This window comes from Herbaspirillum sp. C9C3 (genome assembly GCF_013359625.1).
GTDB lineage: Bacteria > Pseudomonadota > Gammaproteobacteria > Burkholderiales > Burkholderiaceae_D > Herbaspirillum.
In genome coordinates this window covers 57,950-74,065 of the sequence record NZ_JABFMQ010000012.1, presented here as the reverse complement: position 1 = coordinate 74,065, position 16,116 = coordinate 57,950, and the positions used below count along the sequence as shown (strand labels likewise).

At 62.4% G+C, this 16,116-nt stretch carries 15 protein-coding genes; 2 read left to right on the top strand and 13 right to left on the bottom strand.

Translation table 11 applies throughout. The features are described 5' to 3' along the window. Positions 1-62 precede the first annotated feature (62 nt). Together HNO82_RS13125 and HNO82_RS13120 are read left to right on the top strand one after the other, a co-directional pair. A complete protein-coding gene (locus HNO82_RS13125) occupies positions 63-1,055 on the top strand; it encodes a glycosyltransferase family 8 protein (protein WP_217509912.1) in 993 nt (330 codons plus the stop codon). Positions 1,056-1,174: 119 nt separating this feature from the next. Next, the gene (locus tag HNO82_RS13120) at positions 1,175-2,416 is read left to right on the top strand and encodes an O-antigen ligase family protein (RefSeq protein WP_175344019.1); all 1,242 of its coding nucleotides are present in this window, start codon (positions 1,175-1,177) and stop codon (positions 2,414-2,416) included. A 21-nt stretch (positions 2,417-2,437) separates the two neighbouring features. Here HNO82_RS13120 and HNO82_RS13115 read toward each other — a convergent pair whose 3' ends face one another. The 13 genes from HNO82_RS13115 to purD form a co-directional block, all read right to left on the bottom strand. Continuing rightward, positions 2,438-3,475: a glycosyltransferase family 9 protein gene (locus tag HNO82_RS13115; RefSeq protein WP_175344018.1), complete on the bottom strand. Its 1,038-nt coding sequence runs from the start codon at positions 3,473-3,475 to the stop codon at positions 2,438-2,440. A 62-nt stretch (positions 3,476-3,537) separates the two neighbouring features. After that, entirely contained in the window at positions 3,538-4,524 is a 987-nt protein-coding gene (locus HNO82_RS13110; protein ID WP_175344017.1) for a glycosyltransferase family 8 protein, read from the bottom strand. Beyond that, on the bottom strand, positions 4,524-5,627 hold the full coding sequence (locus tag HNO82_RS13105; protein WP_175344016.1) for a glycosyltransferase family 9 protein: 1,104 nt from the start codon (positions 5,625-5,627) through the stop codon (positions 4,524-4,526). The genes HNO82_RS13110 and HNO82_RS13105 overlap by 1 nt, the downstream gene beginning before the upstream one ends. 2 nt (positions 5,628-5,629) lie before the next feature. Next, on the bottom strand, positions 5,630-7,372 hold the full coding sequence (gene msbA / locus HNO82_RS13100; RefSeq protein ID WP_175344015.1) for a lipid A export permease/ATP-binding protein MsbA: 1,743 nt from the start codon (positions 7,370-7,372) through the stop codon (positions 5,630-5,632). Between the two features lie 46 nt (positions 7,373-7,418). Further along, positions 7,419-8,645, bottom strand: a complete 1,227-nt coding sequence (locus HNO82_RS13095; RefSeq protein WP_175344014.1) for an O-antigen ligase family protein — start codon at positions 8,643-8,645, stop codon at positions 7,419-7,421. An 81-nt stretch (positions 8,646-8,726) separates the two neighbouring features. After that, on the bottom strand, positions 8,727-10,190 hold the full coding sequence (gene rng, locus HNO82_RS13090) for a ribonuclease G (protein ID WP_008331299.1): 1,464 nt from the start codon (positions 10,188-10,190) through the stop codon (positions 8,727-8,729). Continuing rightward, complete coding sequence (locus HNO82_RS13085; protein ID WP_008331290.1) at positions 10,187-10,801, bottom strand: Maf family protein; 615 nt, start codon at positions 10,799-10,801, stop codon at positions 10,187-10,189. Before HNO82_RS13085 ends, rng begins: the two co-directional genes overlap by 4 nt. 57 nt (positions 10,802-10,858) lie before the next feature. Then, complete coding sequence (gene rlmH, locus HNO82_RS13080) at positions 10,859-11,329, bottom strand: 23S rRNA (pseudouridine(1915)-N(3))-methyltransferase RlmH (RefSeq protein ID WP_006464668.1); 471 nt, start codon at positions 11,327-11,329, stop codon at positions 10,859-10,861. After that, a complete protein-coding gene (gene rsfS / locus HNO82_RS13075; protein ID WP_175344013.1) occupies positions 11,329-12,084 on the bottom strand; it encodes a ribosome silencing factor in 756 nt (251 codons plus the stop codon). The genes rlmH and rsfS overlap by 1 nt, the downstream gene beginning before the upstream one ends. After that, the gene (locus tag HNO82_RS13070; RefSeq protein WP_008331281.1) at positions 12,084-12,752 is read right to left on the bottom strand and encodes a nicotinate-nucleotide adenylyltransferase; all 669 of its coding nucleotides are present in this window, start codon (positions 12,750-12,752) and stop codon (positions 12,084-12,086) included. Before HNO82_RS13070 ends, rsfS begins: the two co-directional genes overlap by 1 nt. Then, positions 12,752-13,672 (bottom strand): oxygen-dependent coproporphyrinogen oxidase, encoded by a 921-nt coding sequence (gene hemF, locus HNO82_RS13065; protein ID WP_175344012.1) that lies wholly within the window; start codon positions 13,670-13,672, stop codon positions 12,752-12,754. The genes HNO82_RS13070 and hemF overlap by 1 nt, the downstream gene beginning before the upstream one ends. A 133-nt stretch (positions 13,673-13,805) precedes the next feature. Further along, positions 13,806-14,636, bottom strand: coding sequence for a mechanosensitive ion channel family protein (locus tag HNO82_RS13060; RefSeq protein ID WP_175344011.1), 831 nt, complete (start codon positions 14,634-14,636; stop codon positions 13,806-13,808). 178 nt (positions 14,637-14,814) lie between these two features. After that, positions 14,815-16,083: a phosphoribosylamine--glycine ligase gene (gene purD / locus HNO82_RS13055; protein WP_175344010.1), complete on the bottom strand. Its 1,269-nt coding sequence runs from the start codon at positions 16,081-16,083 to the stop codon at positions 14,815-14,817. Positions 16,084-16,116 lie beyond the last annotated feature (33 nt).

The following is a 16,116-nucleotide window of genomic DNA, read 5'->3' as shown; positions in this document are numbered from 1 at the left end:
CAATGAAATAGCAAGCCCGATAAGCAAAACACAGACAACGGTGACAAGCCGTGCAACCAACAATGAAAACAACATCAGAAACCGGGGGCGGCAATGTCCCCCAAGGCAGCGCGGGTGGGGCGCTGCACGTGGCCTTCGGCGTGGACAGCGGCTATTTCCGCGGTATGGGTGCGGCCATAGTCTCGCTGCTGCAACACAATGCACAGCAGCGTTTTATCTTCCACGTCTTTGCGTTCGCAGTCTCCGAAGATAGCCGCAACCGTCTGGACCGGCTGGCGCAGAGGTATGACCTGGACATTCGTACGCATCTGCTGGATGCTCACATGCTGGACGCCTTCCGTGCTTTTCCCTGCTTCGCCCAGCATCAGCTTGGGACGTTCATCCGCCTGCTGATTCCCAATCTGCTGCACGGCATCTCCGACCGCGTTCTTTACCTTGATGCCGATCTGCTGTGCTTCGGCAGCATCGCGGCGTTGCACGCCATTGAGCTCGATGGCGCCATTGCGGCGGCCGTGCATGACGAGGTATCGACGACGGCCAAGACCCAGATCGCCGCGCTGGGCCTGGCCAAGCCGGAGTACTTCAACGCCGGGGTGATGCTCATCAATGTGCCGGAATGGATCAGGGCGGATGTACAGACCCGTGCCTTGACGGTACTGTCCACGCAGCAACTGCTCTTTGCCGACCAAGATGCGCTCAACGTGGCGCTCAATGGTCGGGTGGTCTACATTGGCGACGAATGGAACACCCGCTATCACCTGGTCGACTACACCAGCCGTGGGGAAAGTGAACTGGTGGTGCCGCCTCAGGTCGTGTTCATGCATTTCACCGGCCCCGTCAAGCCGTGGCAGGACTGGTGCCTGCACGATGCCCGGAAAGTGTTCTTGCAAGTACAGGACAGGTCGTCCTGGAGCGACATGCCTCTGGATCCGCCGCGTACCGCGCGTGAATTCAAGCTGTATTCCAAGTCGTTGATGAAGCATGGCAGATGGAAAGAGGGCATTTGCATGCACTTGCGCTATCTGCGCAAACGTTCAGCATCGAAAAAGCGCTGAAACAGGGTACATGCCCGCGATCCGTTTATCTACTCGGTTGGACCTGCCCGTTGGCGGTCCGAGGCTTGCTTGACGATCTTGGCAAGTCGAATTTCAATGCTGGACATCTGGAGTCTTCCTTGCGTTACCTGAAATATTTTGTCGCCTTGCTGTTCGCTTTCTTTTTCGCATTTGCGCTCGTCATCGACCGCTCGGCTGGCGTCACCTATAGCCTGATGGTGTTGACCGGCATGGCAACTGCAGCCCTTGGCCTGCGCCCTGAAGGATGGAGTTTCCCGTCCTTCCTGCGCAAGTACTGGATGGTGTCGCTATCCATGGCCTTGCCCCTGGTCGCGGTACTGATCAATCAGCTCGTCACGGGCCATTACGCCAGCCGGGCGTATGACGCGCAGAGTCGTCTGGCCTTGTTCCTCTTCATGTTCTGGCTGATGCTGTTCCTCCCGCTGGAGTATTTGAAGCAGTTGCAATGGCCAATCGTGCTGGGCGCCATGTTGACCCTGATCAAGATGTATGTGCTTTCAGACGGCGGCAACGATCGCTACGGGACGGACTTCATTCCCATCATCATCTGTGCCCATATGGGGTTGCTGCTCGGCGTCTTCGGCATGCTGTCGCTGGGCTGGACTCATTCAGACTCCCGACTGGTCACCGTCATCAAATTGGCGGGGCTTTGCGCGGGCCTTTACATGGCTTACCTGTCGGGCTCGCGCGGCGTATGGATGACCATCCCCGTCTATGCGGCCATTTCCAGCATGGCCCTGAAGCATATCAGGCGCAGTTACAAGCTGGCCGCGCTCGGCGTGTTCGTGGTGATCGTGGCAGCGAGCCTGACGTTCGGCCATTCGATCAAAGAGCGCATGATCGCGGCACAGGTGGACCTGCAGCAGTATTCTGCCGGCTCTGATAAGGATACTTCCTTGGGAACCCGACTGCAGTTGTGGAACGGTTCCTGGGTCCTGTTCAAGGAACATCCGCTGGTGGGCGTAGGCATCGACCGCTACCAGACGGCGCTGGAGGAACTGGCTGACCGCAAGATCATCACGACGCAGGCCGCGACCTTCCCGCATTCCCACAATGAGATGCTGTTCATGATGGTGCGCCTGGGCAGTATGGGCGCATTGGCCCTGCTGGCCATCTATCTGGTGCCGCTATGGATGTTTGCACGCCAGTGCCGCCATGCTGATCGCGAGATCCGCAGTAGTGCAGCCATGGGCTTGTCGCTGGTAGCCGGTTTCATGGTGCTGGGGTTGGTGGACGTGGTCTTCCTGTGGTGGGAATGCTATCCCTTCTACGGCATCGGCATAGCCTACTGCCTGACTTGCATCCTCAAACGCCAGCAGCAGTTGCAAGCGAACGCCTGAGTGATTGCACTGAGAGGGAGCTCAGGCTCCCGCCTTCTTTTCCTCGACCCAGCGTGAGACCACAGCGAGCACCTGGTCCGGGGTGATCTTGCGCATGCAGTCGCAGGTCATGATGCGTAGTTTCTCGCAGCCAGTGCAAGGCGCCTGGTCTGTGCACAGATTGCTGGCGCGCTTGCCCAAGGCCGCCCAGCGTCCCGGATGCATGGGGCGGGTCGGCGGAAACAGGCCCAGTGTACGCTGGCCGATGGCCGCCGACAGGTGCAGCGGACCGGTACCACTGGCGATCAATCCATCGGCCTGCGCAATGAATTGGGTCAGTCGCGCCAGGCTCATGCTGCCGCAGGTATTGATGACATTTGGCAGGGCCAGCAGGGCAACCGCATTCTGCTGCAGCCATTCGCCTTCGCCGGCGCTGCCGGTCAGCCAGATCTGCACTCCGGGATGCTGCCCCAGCGTGTGAGCCAGCGCAATGTAGTAATCCACCGGCCACTCGCGGCCATGCCCGTTGGACTTGGCGTGCAGGATCAGGTTGAAGCGGTAAGGCGCAAAACCGGCCGCGATCTCGGCATCGTGCGGCACGGTGAAATGGTAATGGTCGGGAATCTCTTGGCGGTTCGGAATGTGGTTGTCGCCATAGGGCCGCAGGAACTCGAAATTGATCTGCGACTCGTGGTTCTCCGACAGACCCTTGCTGAAGCGTACCCGGTCATTGCAGTAGATTAGCTGGTACACCTTCTGGCGTGCATTGCCGATACGGTGTTTCACGCGCGCCAAAAAAGCGGCTTTGGCAAGTTCACGGTTGGGCTGGGCCAGAATCACGGTATCGATGTCGCTGCCGCGCAGGAAGCCGTAAAGATCATCGGCCACCTCTTCTTCTTCCACCACTTCATCGATGTCGTTGCAATAGCGCACCACGTCGGCCGCATAGCGGCGACACAGCAGGCTGATCTTCACGCCCGGATTGAGTTGCCTCAGGCGCGCTGCCATGGGCAGGGTCAGCACGATGTCGCCGATGTTGTCGGTGCGACTGATGAGAATATGCTTGCTGGTGATCGGCATGACGAAAGCGTGTAATTCTGTTCTTCTGGTTGATCAAAGTATGCGTAGGAGCCCTGCAGTGATCAGCGGGCGCGGCGTTTGCGCAGGTAGCGCAGATACCACTTCAGGCTTTCCAGCGGGCGTCCCTGCCGGTACATGAAGCGCGAGTGCATGCGCAGCTCCTTGGTATTGCGCGGCGCCTGGTCCAGCGCCATATCGGCCCAGGGCGAGATATCCAAGTAGCGCCGGAATAGCGTGCAGGCTTCGTGCCGACTCCATGCCGCCCAAGGCTTCACGGCACCGGCGAAGTGCACGAAGATGGCCTTGCCTACGGGCTTGAGGGCGAACTTGTTCACGTTCAGGTCGTGGATCAGGTCATACAGGTAGTTCCACTTCGGCGACAAATAGCGCGCGCGGCCGTTAAGGACCATGTTGAGCGCATCCTGGTCAGGGAAGCGCATGTCGGTCTTGCTGTTGAGCAGTGCATCCAGGGTCTTGGACGTAATATCCTCCGCCAGCCATCTGGGGATATTGATGAAGATCACGCCGCCGTTGAAATATTCGTTGTGCGCCAGCCCCAGCGCTGCCACGCGACGCTGCAGCGTGACCGGTGCATCCGGCACCACCACGGCGATCTCCTGAGCGATATCCATGTCCACCAGTTCATCGAGGCGGTTGAAGCAGAGGATATCGGCATCCAGGTAGAGCACCCGGTCGGTAAGCTTGGCCAGTACCGTGGGGATGACCAGGCGCGTGAAGATCGACAGCGAATAGTGGGAATGGCCGAGGAAATGCGAGAACTGGGCGAAGTCTTCCAGCCTTAACTGATGCAACTCGGTCTTGACCCGATACATCGATTCCAGTTGCTTCAGGCGCCGCTGATGGTCTTCCGACACCTCGAAGGCCAGCACGTGGAAGGTGAAATGCTGGTCCGGATTATTGGCCACGATGGAGGCGATGGTGCCGCCCATGGCGCGGAAATAATTGTTGTCGACGCAAAAGGCGATATGGAAGGACGGCTTGCCATTCTCCGGTACCGCCATGATCTCTTGTTGGGTGGGGACGTTCATCAGATGGCTTTCATGACTTGTTCGACAGTCACCGCCTTGACCCAGTCGCGGCGGCCGGGCGCGGTGATGACGGTGCTATGGTCGCGGTCGACCGGCACCCACTCCGGATTCTTCTGGCGCATCAGGGCGATGACCGGTACCCGTACCGCATTGGCCAGGTGCATCACCGCCGTCTCCACCGAGATGATCAGATCGCAACAGGCGAGCATGGCCGGCAGCTGGAAGAAGTTTTCTTCGGCACTGAAGAGCTGGGTGCGCTGCAGGCCGTAACGGCCGATCACCTCGCGCGCATGGGCCAGTTCCTGCGGTACGGCGTTGACGATGAAGCAGGCATCTTCCCAGCCGGCGCGCGCCTGCATGGCCTGGATCAATGCGGCTACATGTTCCAGCGGCCAGCAGCGTTTCCTGGTCTTGGCATAGGGATTGATGAAGACCAGCTTGCCCTTGCGCGGCGTGAACTGCCACGCCTCCAGCTGGTCTTGCACGTACTGGTGCCACTGCGCCGGGATATCGACAAAGGGGAAGCGTGCTGCGCCGCTGACGTCCAAGCCACTGAGCTGCTGGAACCAGTGCGCATAGACATCGCTGATGTGATGCTCCGGCGTGGCACTGCGATAGGGGGGCATGGCGGCATCGAGCTTGCGATACGCCAGCAGATGATGCGGCTGGAACAGCTTGACTGATTTCTTCATGCCCACCACCCAGCCTTCGGGGCTGATCTCGCGCGCCAGTGCTGCATACAGGTGCGGACGCAGGGTGGCCAGCGAGACCACGATGGGATAGTCCTCGCGGCGCGCCTCGGCGATGGATTCGCGATAGAGCTCAGGGCTGTAGGTGCGGGTATAGACCTTGGCGAAGAAGGGGCAGGCGGCGGTCCAGTCGTACAGGGCGTATTTCTTCAGGTGCGGCCACTGGCTTGCATCGGCCGTGCGCCTTACTTCGTCCACCCACAGATGGATCTTCATATGCGGGTTCTGCGCGGCAAAGCCCTTGAAGAAGTTCTGCAGGTAAGTGAAATCTCCCAGGGCCAGGTGGGCGATGAAAAGGATCTTGTCCGACTTCTGCAGCAGTTCTGCCGGGATCAGGGTGTCGTGTTGGTGCATGGTCAGGCGGAGGCTTCCTGTTGCTGGGAGAACTGCAGGCGGTACAGGTTGGCATATACGCCTTCCTTTTGCAGCAGCTCCTGATGGTTGCCAATCTCGGCGATCTGTCCATGCGAGAGCACCACGATGCGGTCGGCGCGTTCGATGGTGGACAGACGGTGGGCGATGACGAAGGTGGTGCGGCCCTGCATGAGCCGGTCCAGTGCGGCCTGTACCGCGCGTTCGGATTCGGTATCCAGGGCCGAGGTGGCCTCGTCCAGGATCAGGATGGGCGCATCCTTGTAGATGGCACGGGCAATGGCTACGCGCTGGCGCTGCCCGCCGGACAGGCGCGAGCCATTGTCGCCGATGCGGGTCTGCAGCCCGTCAGCCAGGCCCGCCACCACGTCGATCAGGTGCGCGGCTTCCACGGCTGCCTCTACGCGCGCCGGGTCCGGCTGGGGATCACCATAGGCGATGTTGGCCGCGAGGGTGTCGTCGAAGAGCACCGTGTTCTGGTTCACCATGGCGATCTGCTGGCGCAGGCTGAGCAGGGAGATGGTTTCGATGGGACGCCCATCGAGCAGGATCTCGCCGGATGTAGCCGAGTAAAAGCCAGGTACCAGGCTCACCAGGGTGGACTTGCCGCCCCCGGACATGCCCACGAAGGCGATGGTTTCACCGGCCTCGACGTGCAGGTTGATGTTCTTGAGCGCCAGTTGTTCGTGGCCGGGATAGGCGAAGCTGACATCGACGAAATCGAGCTGGCCGGTCGCGCGCCGGGGCAGGGCTTGGCCTGTTGTGCGTTCGGTGGGTTTGTCGATGAGCTTGTAGACTTCTTCGGCAGCGGCCATGCCGCGTTGCAGGGGGCCGTTGATCTCGGCCAGTTGTTTGAGCGGGGCCAGCAGCATCAGCATGGCCGTGATGAAGGACACGAACCCGCCCACGGTGATCTGGCCATTGCCGGACTGGATCAGCGCCATGACGATGACCACGGCCACTGCGGTGGCGGTCATGAGCTGGGTGATCGGCACCGTCGAGGAAAACGCAGCCGTCATGCGCATGGTATAGCTGCGCAGGTTCTCGGCGCGACGGTTGAAGCGTTCCTTCTCGTAGTCCTGGCCGCCGAAGATCTTGATGACTTGCTGGGCGCGCGTGGTTTCCTCGATCACCTGGGTCATCTCGGCATTGACCGCCAGCGAGTCGCGATTGAGTTTTTTCAGGCGCTTGCCGGTGGTACGCACCACGATGGTCACCAGCGGCAGCAGTACCAGGGTGACGATGGTCAGTACCCAGTTCAGGTACAGCAGCCAGGCCAGCAGACCCAGTACCGTCAGGGCCGAGCGCAGGATGGAGGTAAACACCTTGGTCACCATGTCGATGATCTGCTGCACCTCGAACATCATGGAATTGATGACCTTGCCCACCGTATTGGTGGCATAGAACTGTACCGGCAGGTCCAGCATGCGGGCGAACATCTGGCGCCGCAGTTCATTGAGGATGCGGGTGGAGACCCAGGTCATCATGTAAGAGCTGGTAAAGGTGGCGATACCGCGGATGAAGAAGATGCCGATCACCGCCGCCGGCACCAGCCACAGCGAAAAGGCCGGCTTGCCCACGAAGCCCTTGTCCAGCAGCACCTGGAAGATATAGGGCACCACCGGCTCGGTGGCCGCCGTGACGATCATGGCAATGAAGGCGATCGCCAGCCGCTTCTTGTAGGGCCAGTGCAGGGCAGCCAGGCGTTTCATGTTGTTGGACAGCATCGGGGATCCTTGCTTGCAGGTAAGGCAGGTAACGAAAAAAGAGAGATTATGCCGTGTTCGCCGTGCCGACAGGCTGTTGCTGCGACAGTGACCACAAGATCGCGATCAGGAAGCCCAGCATCATGACGCCATTGTTGTGCGTCAGGAACGCCTGAGTCAGGCCGAACACCAAGTAGCTAAGCATGAGCATCACGCCCGCAGCCGACGCCAGCCGGACCTCCCGGTTTGCCGACCGACGCAGGCGGGCGGCAAACAGGCCCAGCGGCACCAGAAACAGTGCCGTCACCGTCAGCAGTCCAGGCAGGCCGTACTTGACCAAGGCATCGACGTATTCATTGTGCAGATGGGTGTGTTCCTGGATCGAGGGCGAGGCAAGACCATCGCGCACCATCTGTGCCTTGGCCTGCATCATGCCTTCCTTGCCCCAGCCCAGCAGCAGATGCTGCGGGGCCAGCTGCAGGCCCACGCGCAGCATTTCCAGGCGGGCCCCCACCGACGAATCAGCATTGGCGCTGCGAGCGTATTGATCCGCTTCGGTAACGGCCAGACGCATGCGCGCTGTCAGCGGGGAATTGGGTAGCAGAGCCAGCAACGCGATGGTAACCAAGGCGCTTGTCGCCAGTTTGAGCATGAGCCGGCCCTGGCCGGCGCGTAGCAGCAGCCAGCCTGCCACCAGGGCGCAGAAGGGTAGTGCCAGCCAGCTGCCACGGCTGCCGCTCAACAGGCAGGCTGCCAGGCCCAGCAGCACGCCGGCGGCGTGCAGGAGCTTCCAGGGCAGACTCTGGCGCAACTGGATGGCCCGCGCCAGAGCACAGGCCGCCAGCATGGCCAGCAGGACGCTGATGTTGCCGTACTGGATGGGATTGGTGCTGCCGCCGGGACGCTCCAGCGCCAACACCAACCATTGCCAAAGACTGAGAAGGCCCGCGCCAATCGCCCCCACGGCAGCGCCATTCCACAGGGCAGCAGCTTGCAGTGGGAAGGCGCGCAAGAGCAACAGGGCCGGAATGGCCAGCAGGAAGCGCAGGGGGGCGTCGTACTCACGGCCGGGCGCTTGATGCGCCAGGTTGAGCACCATATGCACCCCGAAATAACCGGCCAGCACCGCCATCAGCAGCCAGTCGTCGCGCTCCAGCCGTGCGCGCCGTGCGTTCGGACGAAACAGCACGACAGCACCCAGTACCAGCATGGCTGCACCCAGCGAGAAGCCGCTTGCGATGACCAGGGAGATTGCCAACAGGAGGAAGACTGCGAAGGAGTTATAGATGGGCATGGAAAAGCACGAAAGCACCGGCAACCGGCCGCGAAGTGCGCATTGTAATCCATGCGCTGCGGCCGTCGGCTGGCGGGGCAATTACATCAGGATGATGTCGTACTGCTCTTGCTGATAATCACTCTGCACCTGCAACGACACCGGCTTGCCGATGAAGTCCCCCAGCATGGCCAGGTGCTGCGATTCCTCTTCCAGGAACATGTCCACCACCACCTGCGAGGCCAGGATGCGGAATTCGCGCGGATTGAACTGCTTGGCCTCACGCATGACCTCGCGCAGGATCTCGTAGCACACCGTGCGCGGCGTCTTGACCTGGCCGCGCCCCTTGCAGGCCGGGCAGGTCTCGCAGAGGATATGGGCCAGCGATTCGCGGGTGCGCTTGCGAGTCATTTCCACCAGCCCCAGGGTGGAAAAGCCCGATACCGAGATCTTGGTGCGGTCGCGCTGCAGCGCCTTGCCCAGTTCGGCCAGCACGGCCTGGCGGTGCTCGGCGCTCTCCATGTCGATGAAGTCCAGGATGATGATGCCCCCCAGGTTGCGCAGCCGCAGCTGGCGGGCAATGGCATGCGCCGCTTCGAGATTGGTCTTGAAGATGGTGTCATCGAAGTTGCGACCGTTGACGAAGCTGCCCGTGTTCACGTCGATGGTGGTCATCGCTTCGGTCTGGTCAACGATCAGGTAGCCGCCCGACTTCAGGTCCACCCGGCGACCCAGGGCTCGCTCGATTTCCTCTTCCACGCCGTACAGGTCGAACAGCGGCCGCTCGCCGCGATAGTGCATCAGCTTGGGCAGCACCGAGGGCGTGTAGATGGCGCCGAACTCCTGCAGCATGTGGAAGTTCTCGCGCGAATCGACCTGGATGGTAGCGGTCTGGTCGGAAACGAAGTCGCGCAGCACCCGCTGCGCCAGCGACAGGTCCTGATGCAGCAGCGTCGGTGCCGGTTTGGTCTTGGCCTGTTTGATGATGGTGGCCCAGGTGGTGCGCAGGTATTCCACATCCATCTGCAGGTCGGAGTCGGACGCATCCTCGGCCATGGTGCGGATGATGAAGCCGCCTTTTTCTTCCGGCGGCAACAGCGCCTGCACCTTGCTGCGCAGGAGTTCGCGCTCGGCTTCGTTCTCGATGCGCTGGGAGATGCCGATGTGCTTGTCCTGCGGCAGATAGACCAGCATGCGCCCGGCAATGGAGATCTGCGTCGACAGCCGTGCCCCCTTGGTGCCGATGGGGTCCTTGATGACCTGCACCGTGATGGTCTGGCCATCGTGCAGCAGTTTCTCGATGGGAATGGCCGGCGCATTCTGACCATCGTGCGGACGGGCCTCCCAGATGTCGGCCACATGCAGGAACGCCGCACGCTCCAGGCCGATATCGATGAAGGCCGACTGCATGCCCGGCAGCACCCGTACCACCTTGCCCAGGTAGATGTTGCCGGCCAGGCCGCGCGAGAGGGTACGTTCGATGTGCAGTTCCTGCACGGCGCCTTGCAGGATCAGCGCCACGCGCGTCTCCTGCGGCGTGATGTTGATGAGGATGTCTTCGCTCATAGGATGCGCACGCCCGCTTGTTGTAATAGTTGAGCCGTCTCGAAGAGCGGCAGTCCCATGATACCGGAATGACTGCCCACGATATGACTGATGAACACCGAGGCCAGGCCCTGGATGCCATAGGCGCCGGCCTTGTCGTAGGGTTCCACCGTATTGCAGTAGGCAGCGATGGCCTGCTCGGTGAGCGGCGCGAAGCTGACGTCGGATTGCTGCACGATCTGCCAGACGTCGGTGTCCAGCCCGTGCGTCACGCCCACGGCCACGCTGGTCAAGACCTGATGCGTGCGGCCGGAGAGCAGGGTGATCATGCGCACGGCTTCATCGTGATCGGCCGGCTTGCCCAGGATCATGTCATCGACCACCACGGTGGTATCGGCCGAGAGCAGCGGGCGGTGCGGCAACTGGCGCAGGATCATGGTCTGCTGGGCGCTGTCGAGCTTGGCGCGGGTAACGCGGGCGACATAGTCCAGCGGGGCTTCGCCGGGCAGGACACTCTCGTCGACTTCCTTGTCCGAGAGCAGCAGTTCGAAATCGATGCCGATCTGGCGCAGCAGTTCGCGACGGCGCGGGCTTTTTGAGGCGAGGTAGATTTTGTGGTCCGCTTGTTTCATTGAGCCAGGGATGTCAAGAGCCGGTACCGGAAGGCCGGAAGCCGGCGGTGGACGCCGTCAGGCGCGGTGATACGGATGGTTCTGGGTGATCGACCAGGCGCGGTACAACTGCTCGGCCAGCATCACCCGCACCATGCCATGCGGCAAGGTCATGCTGGAGATGCGGATGAGCGTGTCGGCGCCGGCCTTGAAGCCGGGATCGAGCCCGTCAGCCCCGCCGATGACGAAGGCCACGTCGCGCCCGTCCTGCTGCCACTGCACCAGCTGCTGCGACAACTGCACCGAGGTCCAGTCGCGCCCGCGCTCGTCCAGCGCAATCACGCGCGCGCCCTTGGGCAGCGCCGCTTCGATCTTCTCGCGCTCCTGCGCCATCACGGTTTCCGCCGTGCGGCTGCCGGAACGTTCGACGGGTTTGATTTCCTTGAGGATGATCCGGCATTCCGGTGGCATGCGCTTGGCATACTCCTGGAAGCCGGTTTCTATCCACGCCGGCATCTTGTGGCCGACGGCCGCGATGACCAGCTGCATCAAGCCTTGCTGGAACGCTTGGCGGCCGGCTTCTTGGCGGTCTCGCTCTTGGCCGGTGCCACACGCACGGTCTTGCCGGTCGGGGTCTTGGGCGCTGCCGCCTTGCGAGGGCTGGCGGCCTTGCTCGTGGTGGTCTTGCTGCCGGCCGCGGTGCCACGGGTCGTGGTGGTCTTGGCCGCCGTGGTCTTGGTGCCGGTGGTGCGGGTGGTGCGGGTCGTGCCGGCAGCGGCGCGGGTGCCGGTGGTGGCCGAGGTGGTACGGGGCTTGCGCGCCGGCTTCTTCGGTGCGTCCTCGTCGTCGTCCAGGGCCTGGCTGGCTTCGACCGCTTCGGCCTGGGCGCGGGTACGACGGGTCTTGGGGGCCGGGGTATCTTCGGCGGCGCGCTTGGCGGCGGCCGAGGTGCCGGTGCGCTTGGCCGCGCCCAGCTTGACTTCCTTGTCGCCCCAGATTTCTTCCAGACGGTAGTAGGTGCGGATGGCCGGCTGCATGATGTGCACGATCATGTCACCCAGGTCGACCAGCACCCATTCACCGGTGTCCTCGCCTTCAACGCTGACGACGTTGCCGCCCTTGGCCTTGACCTTGTCGCGCACCGAGGCGGCCAGCGCCTTGGTCTGACGGTTCGAGGTACCGGAGGCAATGGCCACGCGGTCGAACAGGCTGGTCAGGTGCGAGGTGTCGAAGATGCGGATTTCTTGGGCCTTGACGTCTTCCAGGGCGTCCACGACCAGGGTTTGCAGTTTTTTGATGTCCATTATTGAGTTCGGTACAGATGTTGTTGTTCGATATAGTCTAGCACCCTGCCCGGAATCAGCGAATCGGGTCGGGTGCCGCGTTGCAGCTGGGCACGGATTTCAGTCGACGAGATATCGACCGCCAGCCCGAGGGCCAGGTAGCCGTATCCGTGCGGGGTGCTGCGGATCTCTTGCGGCGCAGCGTTGCGTCGCTTGAATTCTTCTCTCACGGCCGGCGGCACGTGCGTGTCGGCCAGCGCGAAGCCAGGCCGCGAGGCGGCGCACAGGTGCGCCAGGTCAAACAGTTCCTGCCAGTGCTGCCAGGTGTCCAGATGCTGGAGCTGATCCGCGCCCATCAGGAACACGATGGACACCTCCGGTCCCAGTTCGGCCCGCAGGGCGCGCAGGGTATCGATGGTATAGGTCGCGCTGGCGCGACGGATTTCCTGCTCATCGATGACGACCGGTACCTGCTGGCGATCGAAGGCCCGCCGCACCATTTCCACACGATCGGCCGCGGCGGCCTGCAAGCCGTGCTTCTGCCACGGATTGCCGGTGGGGATGACGCGCAGCTCGTCGGGCTGCAGCAACTGCACGAAATGCTCGGCCAGCAGGACATGGCCATTGTGCACCGGATCGAAGCTGCCGCCGAGCACGGCGATGCAGCGCTGCGCCGCAGGCGGCGCCATTACAGCCATTCCTTGTGCACCAGGAAGTCGGCATACAGCGCCGCTTCCGCACTGCCCGGCTCGGGATGCCAGTCATAGCGCCACTTTACCAGCGGCGGCATCGACATCAGGATGGATTCGGTCCGGCCACCGGATTGCAGCCCGAACAGCGTGCCCCGGTCGAAGACCAGGTTGAATTCCACATAGCGTCCCCGGCGATAGGCCTGGAAGTCGCGCTCACGTTCACCATAGGGCGTATCGCGGCGCGCCGCTACGATGGGCAAGTAGGCGTCCAGGAAGGCATCACCGACGCTGCGCTGCAGGGCAAAGGCTTGCTCGAAGGGCAGGGCGTTGAAGTCATCGAAGAAAATGCCACCGACACCGCGCGGCTCCTTGCGGTGCTTCAGGTAGAAATAGTCATCGCACCACTTCTTGAAGCGCGGATACAGGTCCTCGCCATAGGGCTGCAGCGCAGCGCGGCAGGTGCGGTGGAAGTGGACTGCATCTTCCTTCACACCGTAGTAGGGCGTGAGGTCCATGCCGCCGCCGAACCACCAGACTGCTTCTTCGCCTTCCGCATGGGTGGTGAAGAAACGTACATTCATGTGCACCGTCGGCACGTAGGGATTGCGCGGATGCAGCACCAGCGACACGCCCATCGCCTCCCAGGCCCGGCCCGCCAGTTGCGGGCGGTTGGCCGCCGCCGAAGGCGGCAGGTTCTTGCCCATCACGTGCGAGAAGCCCACGCCGCCACGTTCGAGCAGGTTCCCTTCTTCCAGCAGGCGCGAGGTGCCGCCGCCACCTTCGGGGCGTTCCCACGAATCCGACAGGAAGGTCTTGCCATCGGCGGCTTCCAGGGCCGCGACGATGCGCTGTTGCAGGTCCTGCAGATAAGCCTTGACGGCGGCAGTGTTGGTGGAAGCGTTGGAATGGTGGGTCACGGCGGGTCGCTCTGATGCACGGTTACTGGACGGAAATGCGTTCCAACCCGCCATTGTACCTTGAGCGCCCCTGGCTGGGGCACCAAAAGCCGCTCCGTACGCCTTGCCGGGGCGGCCTTGTGGGGCATTGGCCTCAGTTTTGCGGCGGCTGTGTCGGCGCGATGTTGACCTGATAGGTCGCTGGTGCCGGCCAGCCTTCCTTCAGGCAGACCTCGGCGATGGCGTTCTGCACGTCGTTGTAGACCTGGCCGAAGTTGGGGGTGGGCGCATGCACGCGCAGAGCGATCAGGGTACCGGTGGCATTGAATTCCTGGATCACGATGCCAGGGGCCGGCGTCTGCAATACGTTGGGGATGGCCTTGATGCGCTCGGAGAGTTTGGCGATGGCCTCCTGCGGATCGACCCCGTAGGCAATCTGGCAACGCAGGTCGGTACGACGGGTGGCGTTGACGTTGTAGTTGATGATGTTTTCCGAGAACAGCTTGTTGTTGCCGATGATCACGCGCAGGTTGTTGTCGGTGGTGATGATGGTGGTCACCAGACCGATGTCGGAGACCGTGCCGGTCTGACCGGCGGCGGTGATGTAGTCGCCCACCTTGAAGGGCCGCAGCACCACCAGGAAGATGCCGGCCGCGAAGTTCGACAGCAGGCCCGACCAGGCCACACCCAGCGCCACGCCGACCGCGCCGATCATGGCGGCAAAGGAAGTGGTGGGGATGCCGCACACCTCCAGGATGCCCATCACCAGCAGCACGCGCAGGATCACGTGCATGGCCGAGCTGGCGTAGTTGATCAGGGTGGTCTCGAACTGGCGTGCCGTCAGCACGCGGCGCACGACCTTGGACAAGGTGTTGATGAACAGGCCGCCGACGATCCAGATGACGATGGCGGCGATCACCTTGAGCCCGAAGGGAACCAGGTAGAGGTTGATCAAAGTTTCAACATTGAGCAGGTGGTCTGGCATCGATATGTCCTTTTTTTCTCGGAATGCGGGTTGTGGCCGCGGCATGCTGCCCGCAAACGCCCGTCAGGCTTGGGCTGTGCGGACGCCATTTTTGTTGCAGCGCTGCGCACGCCTGCCAAATGAAATCCCCCGCAACACGCAGGGCGTTGCGGGGGATGGGGAGGGCATGCGGCCCGGCTTAGCGCTTCAAGGCGCGCCAGCCGATGTCGCGGCGCATCTGCGAACCGGCGAAGTGGATCAGGTCGGCGGCATCGTAGGCGTGTTTCTGCGCTACCTTGACGCTGTCCCCCAGGCCCACTACGCACAGCACGCGGCCGCCGTTGGTGGTCAGCTTGTCGCCGGTCAGGGTGGTGCCGGCGTGGAAGGTCACGCAATCGGGCGTTTCGGCCGGGATATCGGTGATCAGATCACCACGGCGCGGTTCTTCCGGATAGCCGTGCGCGGCCATGACCACGCCCAGTGCGGTGCGGCGGTCCCATTCCAGTTCGACCTTGTCCAGCGTGCCGGTGACGGCGTGTTCAAACACGGTCAGCAGATCGGTCTTCAGGCGCGCCATGATGGGCTGGGTTTCCGGATCGCCCATGCGGCAATTGAATTCCAGCGTCTTGGGATTGCCGTCGGCATCGATCATCAGGCCCGCATACAGGAAGCCTGAGAAGGGGATGCCATCCTTGGCCATGCCCTGCACGGTGGGTACGATGATTTCGCGCATCACGCGCGCATGCAGCGCCGGGGTGACGATGGGCGCGGGCGAATAGGCACCCATGCCGCCAGTGTTGGGACCCTGGTCATGATCCTGCAGGCGCTTGTGGTCCTGGCTGGTGGCCAGCGGCAGGATGTTCTTGCCGTCGACCATGACGATGAAGGAAGCTTCTTCACCGGCCAGGAATTGCTCGATCACCACGCGCGCACCGGCGTCGCCCAGCTTGTTGTCGGAGAGCATCATGTCCACGGCCGTATGCGCTTCTTCCAGCGTCATGGCAACCACCACGCCCTTGCCGGCGGCCAGGCCGTCGGCCTTGATGACGATGGGCGCGCCCTTTTGGGCGATGTAGTCATGCGCGGCGGCAACGTCCGAGAAGGTCTGGTATTCGGCGGTAGGGATCGCATGGCGCTGCATGAAGGACTTGGCGAAGTCCTTGGAGCTTTCAAGCTGGGCCGCTTCCTTGGTGGGGCCGAAGATCTTCAGGCCGCGGGCACGGAAGACGTTGACGATACCGGCAGCCAGCGGGCCTTCCGGACCGACCACGGTCAGTGCCACGTGCTCCTGCTCGACGAAGTCGGCCAGGGCCACGGGATCGGTGATGGCGATGTTCTGCAGGCGCTCGTCGAGCGCAGTGCCGCCATTGCCGGGAGCAACATAGACCGTCTGGATGCGCGGCGACTTGGCAATGGCCCAGGCCAGCGCATGTTCACGGCCACCGGAGCCAACAACTAGGATTTTCATGGGATAGGAAGATAAAAGTGGCGAATGGGGCGG

What these genes read in the sequence shown, in the direction of transcription:
- HNO82_RS13125 (WP_217509912.1), top strand. Translation starts at nt 63, where the DNA reads ATGAAAACAACATCAGAAACCGGGGGCGGCAATGTCCCCCAAGGCAGC.
- HNO82_RS13115 (WP_175344018.1), bottom strand. Translation starts at nt 3,475, where the DNA reads ATGCCGATCACCAGCAAGCATATTCTCATCAGTCGCACCGACAACATC.
- HNO82_RS13110 (WP_175344017.1), bottom strand. Translation starts at nt 4,524, where the DNA reads ATGAACGTCCCCACCCAACAAGAGATCATGGCGGTACCGGAGAATGGC.
- HNO82_RS13105 (WP_175344016.1), bottom strand. Translation starts at nt 5,627, where the DNA reads ATGCACCAACACGACACCCTGATCCCGGCAGAACTGCTGCAGAAGTCG.
- msbA (WP_175344015.1), bottom strand. Translation starts at nt 7,372, where the DNA reads ATGCTGTCCAACAACATGAAACGCCTGGCTGCCCTGCACTGGCCCTAC.
- HNO82_RS13095 (WP_175344014.1), bottom strand. Translation starts at nt 8,645, where the DNA reads ATGCCCATCTATAACTCCTTCGCAGTCTTCCTCCTGTTGGCAATCTCC.
- rng (WP_008331299.1), bottom strand. Translation starts at nt 10,190, where the DNA reads ATGAGCGAAGACATCCTCATCAACATCACGCCGCAGGAGACGCGCGTG.
- HNO82_RS13085 (WP_008331290.1), bottom strand. Translation starts at nt 10,801, where the DNA reads ATGAAACAAGCGGACCACAAAATCTACCTCGCCTCAAAAAGCCCGCGC.
- rlmH (WP_006464668.1), bottom strand. Translation starts at nt 11,329, where the DNA reads ATGCAGCTGGTCATCGCGGCCGTCGGCCACAAGATGCCGGCGTGGATA.
- rsfS (WP_175344013.1), bottom strand. Translation starts at nt 12,084, where the DNA reads ATGGACATCAAAAAACTGCAAACCCTGGTCGTGGACGCCCTGGAAGAC.
- HNO82_RS13070 (WP_008331281.1), bottom strand. Translation starts at nt 12,752, where the DNA reads ATGGCGCCGCCTGCGGCGCAGCGCTGCATCGCCGTGCTCGGCGGCAGC.
- HNO82_RS13060 (WP_175344011.1), bottom strand. Translation starts at nt 14,636, where the DNA reads ATGCCAGACCACCTGCTCAATGTTGAAACTTTGATCAACCTCTACCTG.
- purD (WP_175344010.1), bottom strand. Translation starts at nt 16,083, where the DNA reads ATGAAAATCCTAGTTGTTGGCTCCGGTGGCCGTGAACATGCGCTGGCC.